Genomic DNA, 8,778 nt, shown 5'->3' on the forward strand with positions numbered 1-8,778 from the left:
GGGGTGGGCGCTCTCCCGCATTTTTTTGTGCTCAGTGCGCGTCCGCCCAGCTCTTCCCCGCGCCCACGTCCACCTTGAGGGGCACCTTCAGCTCGGCGACGGAGGCCATGCTCTTCACGGCCAGGGCCTTCACCGCGTCCACCTCCGCGTCCGGCGCCTCGAAGAGCAGTTCGTCGTGCACCTGCAGCAGCACGCGCGTCTTCAGCTTCTGCTCCCGCAGCGCCGTGTCCACGGCCAGCATGGCCTTCTTCATCAGGTCCGCGGCGGTGCCCTGGATGGGCATGTTGATGGCGGCGCGCTCCGCGGCCTGGGCCACGCCCCGGTTCTTGGAGAGCAGGTCCCCCATCAGGCGGCGGCGTCCGTAGAGCGTCTCCACGTAGCCCACCTTGCGCGCCTTCTCCACGGTGTCCTCCAGGTACTGGCGGATGCCCGCGTACCGGGTGAAGTACCGCTCGATGACGTCGCGCGCGTTCTCCTGCGAAATCCCCAGGCGCGTGGACAGGCCGTGCGCGGACAGGCCGTACGCGATGCCGAAGTTCACCGTCTTCGCCACGCGGCGCTGCTCGCGGTCCACGTCCTTGGGGTCCACGCCGAAGATCTCCGCCGCCGTGCGGCTGTGGATGTCCTCGTCGTTGCGGAAGGCCTCGATGAGCACCGGGTCCTCCGCGATGTGCGCCAACAGCCGCAGCTCCACCTGCGAGTAGTCCGCGCTCACCAGCTGGTGCCCGGCCTCCGCCACGAAGGCCCGCCGGATTTCACGCCCCAGCTCGGAGCGGATGGGGATGTTCTGGAGGTTCGGGTCGGACGAGGACAGCCGGCCGGTGGCGGTGGCCGCCTGGTGGTACGTCGTATGGATGCGCCCGTCCTTCGCCACCAGCGTGGGCAGCGTGTCCAGGTAGGTGCTCTTGAGCTTGGACAGGCCCCGGTACTCGATGAGTGCTCGCGCGAGCACGCTGTTGTGCTCCTCCGCCAGCTTCTCCAGCACCTCCTGATCCGTGGACGGGCCCGTCTTGCCGCGCTTGAGGATGGGCAGCTTCTGCTCCTCGTAGAGCACCTGCGCCAGCTGCGGGTTGGAGCCGAGGTTGAAGACGTGGCCCGCGGCCTGGTGGCACTCGGCCTCCTTCGCCTTCACCTCCACGTCCACGCGCTCGGAGGTGCGCGCCAGCTCCGCGACGTCCAGCTTCACGCCCTCGCGCTCCATGCGCGCGAGCACGGGCAACAGCGGCAGCTCCAGCGTGCGCGCCAGCTCCGCCAGTCCGCCCAGCTCCAGCTCCTTCCACAGCTCCGGCGCCAGCCGCCGCGCCGCGTCCGCGCGCACCGCGTACGCCGCGGCCACCTCCTCCGGCCCGTGGTCCGCCAGCGCCCGCCCCTTCTTGCCCCCCACCGACGCGGGCAGCACGGGCAGCTCCGAGCGCAGCCGCTCGCGCGCCAGGTCCTCCAGCGCGTGCTCCCGGCGCGACGGGTTGAGCAGGTAGCTGAGCAGCTCCACGTCGTCGTGCGCGCCCTCCAGCGTCAGCCCCTCGTTGGCGAGCACCAGCGTGAGCGCCTTGAGGTCGTGGCCGCCCTTCTTCACCGCCGCGTCCGCGAGCACGTCCTTCATCACCGCCGTGAAGGCCGCCACCGGCACCTGCGTCGCGCCCAGCTGCTGGTGCCGCAAGGGCACGTAGCGCGTGGCTCCATCCGGCAGCGCCACGCCCAGGCCCACCAGCGGCGCCGCGAAGGGCATGCCCTCGAAGGCGGGCACCAGCGTGAGCGCCCCGCCGGCCTTCGCCGCGTCCGCCAGCGCCTTCAGCTCCGCCTCGGAGGTGACGAGCGTGGTGGTGACGGCGAGCGGCGCCACGTCCGGGCGGGCCGCGGGCTCCTCCGCCGGCAGGTCGCGCAAGAGCGCGAAGAACTCCAGCTCCGTGAACAAATCCCTCGCGCGCGTGGAATCCGGAGGGCGGCGGGCCAGGTCGTCCAGCTTCACACCCAGGGGCAGCCCGGTGTTGAAGGTGACGAGCTGCTTGGCGCGCACCAGGCTCTCGCGGTGGGACTCCAGCGCCGCGCGGATCTTCGGCTTCTTCACTTCCTCCACGCGCGAGAGCAGCGTCTCCACGTCGCCGAACTGGTGGAGCAGCTCCACCGCCGTCTTGTCGCCCACGCCCGGCACCTTGGCGACGTTGTCCACCGCGTCGCCCACCAGGGCCAGGAAGTCGCGCACCTGCTTCGGCAGGATGCCCATCTTCTCCTGCACGTCCGCGATGCCGATGCGCTTGTTCTTCGCGGGGTCGAAGAGGGTGATGTCCTCGTCGACGATCTGCATGAAGTCCTTGTCGCTGGTGATGACCAGGACCTGGAATCCTTCCGCCTTCGCCTGGAGCGCCAGCGTGCCGATGACGTCGTCCGCCTCCCAGCCCTCCGCGTCCAGCGAGGGCAGGTTCAGCACGTCCCCCACCTTGCGGATGAGCGGGAACTGGGGCGTCAGGTCCTCCGGCGGCGCCTTGCGGTTCGCCTTGTACGTGGGGTCGATCTTCTGACGCTCCACGCGGCCCGACTTGTCGAACGCCAGCGCCACGTGCGTGGGCTTCAGCTCCTGCAGGGCCTTGAGCACCATGCGGGTGAAGCCCAGCACCGCGTTGGTGGGCACCCCCTTGCTCGTCGTGAGCGGGGGGATGGCGTGATAGGCGCGGAAGATGAAGCCAGAGGCGTCGAAGAGCGCCAGGCGGCGCTCGGAGCGCGGGGGGCTGGTGTCGGCCATCCCCCGTCCCTAGCGCGCCTCCCGCTCCCTGTCCACGAAGCCCCGCACGCGAGCGCCGCTCAGCGGCACTTCAGCTCGGCCTTCTTCGCGGCCACCTGCTCCGCGATGCCGTCACCCGGCACGGCGTAGTCCTCCACCATCGCCAGGTCCGAACAGCTGCCCACGCCGGACAGCGCGTTCTGCGCCTGCGTGGAGCAGAAGGCCACCACGCGGTTCAGGTCCGTGTTGCCCTTGTAGAAGTCGAAGCCCAGCTTCCAGATGCGGCAGCCCCGGCGGCGGTCTTCGCGGTCGGCGAAGTGCTTGCCGCGCAGGTAGGCCGCGCTCGCCATGTCCTGGAAGATGTTCTTCCGATAGAAGGACACGTGGGACTCGGCGAGCTCCGCCATGATGCGCTTGTCCGTCGCCAGCGCCTCCTTGAACGGAGCCACCGCGCGCTCGGGGTCCTCGTTGGTGAGCGCGCTCTCGCCCGTCTTGAAGAGCTGATCCACATTGGACACGTCGCGGATGAGCTCGTCCGCCAGCGAGTGGAACTCCGCCTGGTCCACCTTCGCGCGCAGCTTCTGCAGCGTCGCCACGGACTCGCTGCCGCGGCCGGCCCAGTAGTCCATCATCGCCGCCTGGACGAGCTTCGGGGCGTAGCGCTTGCTGAACATGGCGCGCACCTCGCTGGCCTGATCCGGGCCCAGCTCATCCGCCGCCAGGATGTCGGACACCGGGCACGTCCACGGCGCGGCGCCGCGGTCCACGCGCGTGCGGGCAATGAGGAACTTCACGAACATGGGGTCCTTGGGACGCCAGTCGTTCTTGCGCAGGCCGCCCTCCAGGCGGAGCGTCTGGCCGATGGGCGGCTCCAGGTCCTCCTTGCTCTGCTTCTGGCACCACACCTCCATGTACTCCTGGCAGCGCGGCACCGCGGGACCCCACTGCGAGTTGTTCAGGTAGCGCTTGCAGTCGTCCTTCGCGCGCGCCACGAACTGCTCGGCCGTCTCCCGCGCCTTGGAGCGGGCGCGGCGGAAGTACTCGCTCTCCTTCGGAATCTTGCGGAGCAGCGTCAGGGCTTCCTTCTCGCGGTTGAGCTCGATGGCCTTCTTCGCGGCCTCGAAGTTGTCGAAGGCCTCCTTCTCCAGCTTGATGCGCCGCACGAGGGTGTTCGCCTCGGCGTTGATGGGGTCCAGGTCCAACGCCTGCTCGCACGTGGCCTCGGCGCGATCCCAGTTGGGGGCGCCCATCTCGCTGGAGGCGTAGGAGCGGCACTCGCTGAGCAGCTCCTGCACCTGCTGCGCGGGGTCCAGCGGCGCGGCCGGCCCGGCCTTCTGGGTCTTCGGGGGCGGCGCGACGGAGGACTTCACCACCGCCGCCACCGCCAGCAGGGCCACCACGCCGCCCGCGACCACCAGCAGCTTGCGCTTGTTGTCCGCCGCGGGCTCCGCGCGGCTTCCACGGCGAGGCGGCACCGCGCCCGTCCCCGGACGCCGCGCGGGCGTTTCGGAGGCCTCGAAGGTCATCTCCACCACGCCGAACTGGAGGACGTCCCCGGCCTGCAGGTCGACGAACTCCTCGCCCAGCAGCTCGCCGTTGAGCAGGGTCCCGTTGGCGCTGCCCAGGTCGCGCGCGCGCACGACGGGGCCCTCGCGCTGCACCTCCGCGTGCTTCCGGCTCACGGAGTCGTCATCCAGGATGACCGCCGCCGGAGGCGCCCGGCCCACCAGCAGCGTGCCGCTGATGGGATACGACTTGCCCGCCCACGGCCCCGTCATGCCCTTGAGCACCGGACCCGCGCCCGCGCCCGCCGCCGCGGCACCCGCGGGCAGGGGCCGCGAGGGCCGTTTCGCCAGCGCGCCCTCGGGCTTCGCGGCGCCGTTCTGGGTGGCCTTCGCGCGGATGCTGGGCATGGCGCGCGTGCCCTTCACGGGCGCGTCCGCGAGCGTCGCGGGATCGCTGGGAGGCGGCGTCGCCGCGCGGCGGCCGCTGGTGCTCCGGGCGCTCCCCTTGAGCTTCAGCTCGTAGTCGCCCAGCAGGACCTGAGAGGCCGGCGTCAGCGCCGTGGGCCCCTCGATGCGCTCACCGTCCACGAAGGTGCCGTTCTGGCTGCCTCCGTCCTCGATGTAGATGCTGCCGCCCTCCACGTAGACGCGCGCGTGCTGCCGCGACACGCCGCCTTCCGTGAGGACCAGGTCATTGCCCTGCTGGCGGCCAATCTTCAGCTCGCCAGCGATTTCGTGCTCGTGCTCAGTGCCGTCAGGGTGACGGACGACCAGGGTTGCCATGGGCGCGTCAGTCCTCGCGGAAGATACTCATGTTCACGGGGATGCCCTTGCGCTGGAGCTCGTCGTAGAACTTCGGGACGAAGCCCGACGCCACGTAGCGCCCGCGCACCTTGTGGTCCTCGGTGAAGCCATCCTGCTTGTAATAGAAGATGTCCTGCAGGGTCACGATGTCGACCTCCATGCCGGACACCTCCGTGATGAAGCAGATCTTCCGGGAGCCGTCGGAGAAGCGCGTCTGCTGCACGATGAGGTGCACGGCGCTGGCGATCTGCTCGCGGATGGCCTTCACCGGCAGCTCCATGCCGGACATGAGCACCATCGTCTCCAGCCGCGCGATGGCGTCACGCGGCGTGTTCGCATGCAGCGTGGTGAGCGAACCGTCGTGGCCGGTGTTCATGGCCTGGAGCATGTCCAGCGTCTCGCCGGAGCGGCACTCGCCCACGACGATGCGGTCCGGCCGCATGCGCAGGCAGTTCTTCACCAGCTCGCGGATGGTGATGGCGCCCTTGCCTTCCAGGTTGGGCGGGCGGCTCTCCAGCTGCACCCAGTGGTCCTGCGGCAGCTGAAGCTCCGCCGCGTCCTCCACCGTGATGATGCGCTCACCCTCCGGGATGAACGAGCTGATGATGTTCAGCGTCGTCGTCTTGCCGGAGCCCGTGCCGCCGGAGATGACGATGTTGCGGCGCGCGGTGACGCACATCTCCAGGAACTCGGCCATCTGCGCGGTGACCGTCTTGTACTTGATGAGGTCCTGGATCTTCAGCGCGTCCTTCTTGAACTTGCGGATGGTGATGCAGGGGCCCTTGAGCGCCAGCGGCGGGATGATGGCGTTCACGCGGCTGCCGTCCTTGAGGCGCGCGTCCACCAGCGGGCTGGACTCGTCGATGCGCCGGCCGATGGGCGCCACGATGCGCTCGATGACGCCGAGCACCGCCTGGTTGGAGGAGAACGTCTTCTCCGACAGGGTCAGCTTGCCCTTGCGCTCGATGTAGATCTGGTTGGCGTGGTTCACCATGATCTCGCTGATCTCTTCCGACGCGAGGAACGCTTCCAGGGGCCCCAGGCCCAGCGCCTCGTTGATGACGTCGGTGAGCAGCTCCTCCCGGTCCACGTCCGTCGGAAGCTCTCCGTCCGCCTCCATCTGGTCGATGATGTCCCGGATGGCCTTCTCGGTGCGGCGCCAGAGCTCCTCGTCCCCGAGCCGGTCCATGTCCATGCGGCGCAGGTCCAGGTACTCGATGAGCCGGTCGTGGATCTCCTTCTGGAGGCGCGAGTAGCGCTCCAGGCGGGGGTCCACCTTGCGCTTGTTCTTCGCCATGGCCGCGGCCATGGACGCGGGCATGCGGCTGGGAGCGGCGGCGGCGGGCGGGGGCGCCTCTTCCTCCTCGTAGGGCTCCTCCTCCTCGTAGGCCTCTTCCTCGTAGGCCTCCTCGCCCTGCTCCTCGTCGTAGCCCTCGTCCTGGGGCGCGTCCTCCAGCGCCTCCACGTTGAGGATGTAGTCGCCGATGGAGACCTGGTCGGTGGGCTTGAGCACCATGGGACCGGCGATCTTCTTGCCGTTCACGAAGGTGCCGTTCGTGGACTTCATGTCCACGATGATGAAGCGCCCGTCCTTTTCGACGATGCGGGAGTGGGTCTTGGAGACGTTCCCCTTGGCGAGCACGATGTCGTTGCCGGCAATCCGGCCGATCGTGATCTCGTTCTTGGGGTACTCCCGCTGCTCCGAACCGCCGCCCTTCTCCGTCAGCGTGATGAGAAACATGGGCCGGGATGCTACCAAGCCCTCCTACGACCTCAAAGACTCCTGCGACGCTCGCCCGCCTGCTGCCCGGTAACGGACGGGCCGGCACCCTCCCCCGCTGAAGCAGGGATGGGGCCGGCCCGGATCCGACGTGAGGGCTGTGAGGGCCTCAGTCGAAGATGTTGAAGTTCACCTCGGAGCGGGCCTGCTTGTAGCGGGTCTTCACGTCCTCGATGATGCTGCGGACCTTGTCCGAGTCCGGGTTCACGATGCGCGGGGTGACGAAGATCACCAGCTCGCGCTTGGTGGAGTCGAACGCGCGGTTCTTGAACAGCTCGCCCACGATGGGGATGTGGCCCAGGCCCGGCAGCTTCGCGACGGCCTTCTGCTCGTCGTGGCTGAACACGCCCGACAGCACGATGGTCTCACCGTGGCGCACGGTGACGTTCGTCTTCACCTTGCGGGTGCGGAAGCCGGGGATGGAGGAGTTGCCACCGAAGGACACGGACACGGAGGTGTCGATTTCAGAGGCCTCCGCCTCCACTTCCGTCTGGATGTTGCCGTTGCGGTCCGCGGTGGGGCGGATGTTCAGGATGACGCCGTAGGGCTTGTACTCCACCGTGAACTGCGTGTTGGTGATGAGCGGGATGGGAACCTCGCCGCCGGCGAGGAACTCCGCCTTCTCACCGCTGGCGCACACCAGCTTGGGCTGCGCCAGCAGGCGGCCGTAGCCGTCGTTGGCCTGGAACCCGATGCTCAGGTCCGAGCCGCCCACCGCGCCCAGGATGAGGTTGGAGACGGCGTCGCCGGACGGGATGAGCGCCTTGTTCAGGTTCACGGTGGCCGTCAGCGAGCCGGTGATGTCCGTGGGGTACTTGATGCCGTAGCGGTCGCGGCTGTTGCGGCGGATTTCGACGAACTGGACCTCGGAGAGGATCATCCGCTTGATGCCGACGACGAGCAGGTTCTCCACCTTCTCACCGATGGCCTTGGTGATCAGCTCCGCCTTCTGCAGGTCCTGCTGGCTCTCCACGGAGCCCTCCAGGAAGATGGTGGCGCCCACCACGTTGGCCTGCACGTTCTTCAGGCCCGCCTTCTGGAAGGCCGCGTTCAGGTTCTGGGCGACCAGCTTCTTGGCGTTGGGGGCGATCTTCACGAACGACTTCACGTTCGGGTAGAGGCTCACCACCTGCTCGATGCGGTCCGCGTCCTGCGTGGTGTAGGCCTGACCGTCCAGGTAGATGCGGTCGCCCACCATGCGCACGGACACGCCTTCGATTTCACCCAGGAGGCGCTTGATCTCCGAGATGACCTCGTTGGGGTCCTGCTTGCGGACGGTGACGAGGTAGCTGATGCGCTGACCGGAGGACTTCCAGACGAGCAGCGTCGTCTTGCCCTCCTGGTTGCCGGTGACGAGCAGCTGGCCGGTGCCGAGCGTCTTCACCTCGGCGATGGACGGATCACCCAGTGCGACGCGGCTGAGGCCGGGGATGGTGAGCACCTTCTGGGTACCCACGCCCAGGCTGACGGTGCTGCCCTCCTGGGCCAGGGCGGGGGCACTGGCCACCAGGGTGACGAGGGCGCCGAGCGCCAGGGCTTGCGTGAAGCGAGTGGACATCGTGTGAATCCCCTTCTTGCGTGCGCGCGCCCGGCCTGATGGCGCGCTATCCCAGATGTTGTTGCTGCCACCACATGGCCCAGAAAGTCCCGAGCGCGATGGAGACGCCGTAGGGGATGTGTCGTACGGGAGCGGGCGAGGTTTCCTCGCGCATCCATTTCATCCGCACCGCCCAGCGACGGGCCACCGCCGCCAGCGTGTCCCAGACGGCCCCCTGCCACAGCAGCGTGACGATTGCCTGCAGCGCTCCCACCAGCGAGATGAAGGCCGCCGCCGCGAGCACCGTGGGAAAGCCCAGCACGCAGCCCACGCCCGCCATCAGCTTGACGTCACCCCACCCCATGCGCCCGCGCAGCGCACCCGGCACCAGCAGCAGCGCGAGTCCCGCGCCCGCCAGAAGCCCGCTCACCAGCCC

The 8,778-nt window shown here is 68.8% G+C and carries 5 protein-coding genes; all 5 read right to left on the bottom strand.

The window, feature by feature from the left end; genetic code table 11:
* Window positions 1–31: 31 nt before the first annotated feature.
* Window positions 32–2,737, bottom strand: coding sequence for a DNA polymerase I (gene polA / locus D7W79_RS33960; RefSeq protein ID WP_120529487.1), 2,706 nt, complete (start codon window positions 2,735–2,737; stop codon window positions 32–34).
* A 59-nt stretch (window positions 2,738–2,796) separates the two neighbouring features.
* Window positions 2,797–5,004, bottom strand: a complete 2,208-nt coding sequence (locus D7W79_RS33965) for an FHA domain-containing protein (protein WP_120529488.1) — start codon at window positions 5,002–5,004, stop codon at window positions 2,797–2,799.
* 7 nt (window positions 5,005–5,011) lie between these two features.
* Window positions 5,012–6,766 (bottom strand): TadA family conjugal transfer-associated ATPase, encoded by a 1,755-nt coding sequence (locus D7W79_RS33970; RefSeq protein ID WP_120529489.1) that lies wholly within the window; start codon window positions 6,764–6,766, stop codon window positions 5,012–5,014.
* 148 nt (window positions 6,767–6,914) lie between these two features.
* On the bottom strand, window positions 6,915–8,363 hold the full coding sequence (locus tag D7W79_RS33975) for a type II and III secretion system protein family protein (RefSeq protein ID WP_120529490.1): 1,449 nt from the start codon (window positions 8,361–8,363) through the stop codon (window positions 6,915–6,917).
* Window positions 8,364–8,409: 46 nt separating this feature from the next.
* The coding region (locus tag D7W79_RS33980; RefSeq protein WP_147442183.1) for a prepilin peptidase at window positions 8,410–8,778 on the bottom strand (369 nt) is incomplete at its 5' end.

Origin of the sequence: Corallococcus exercitus (assembly GCF_003611585.1) — a bacterium.
Lineage (GTDB): Bacteria > Myxococcota > Myxococcia > Myxococcales > Myxococcaceae > Corallococcus > Corallococcus exercitus.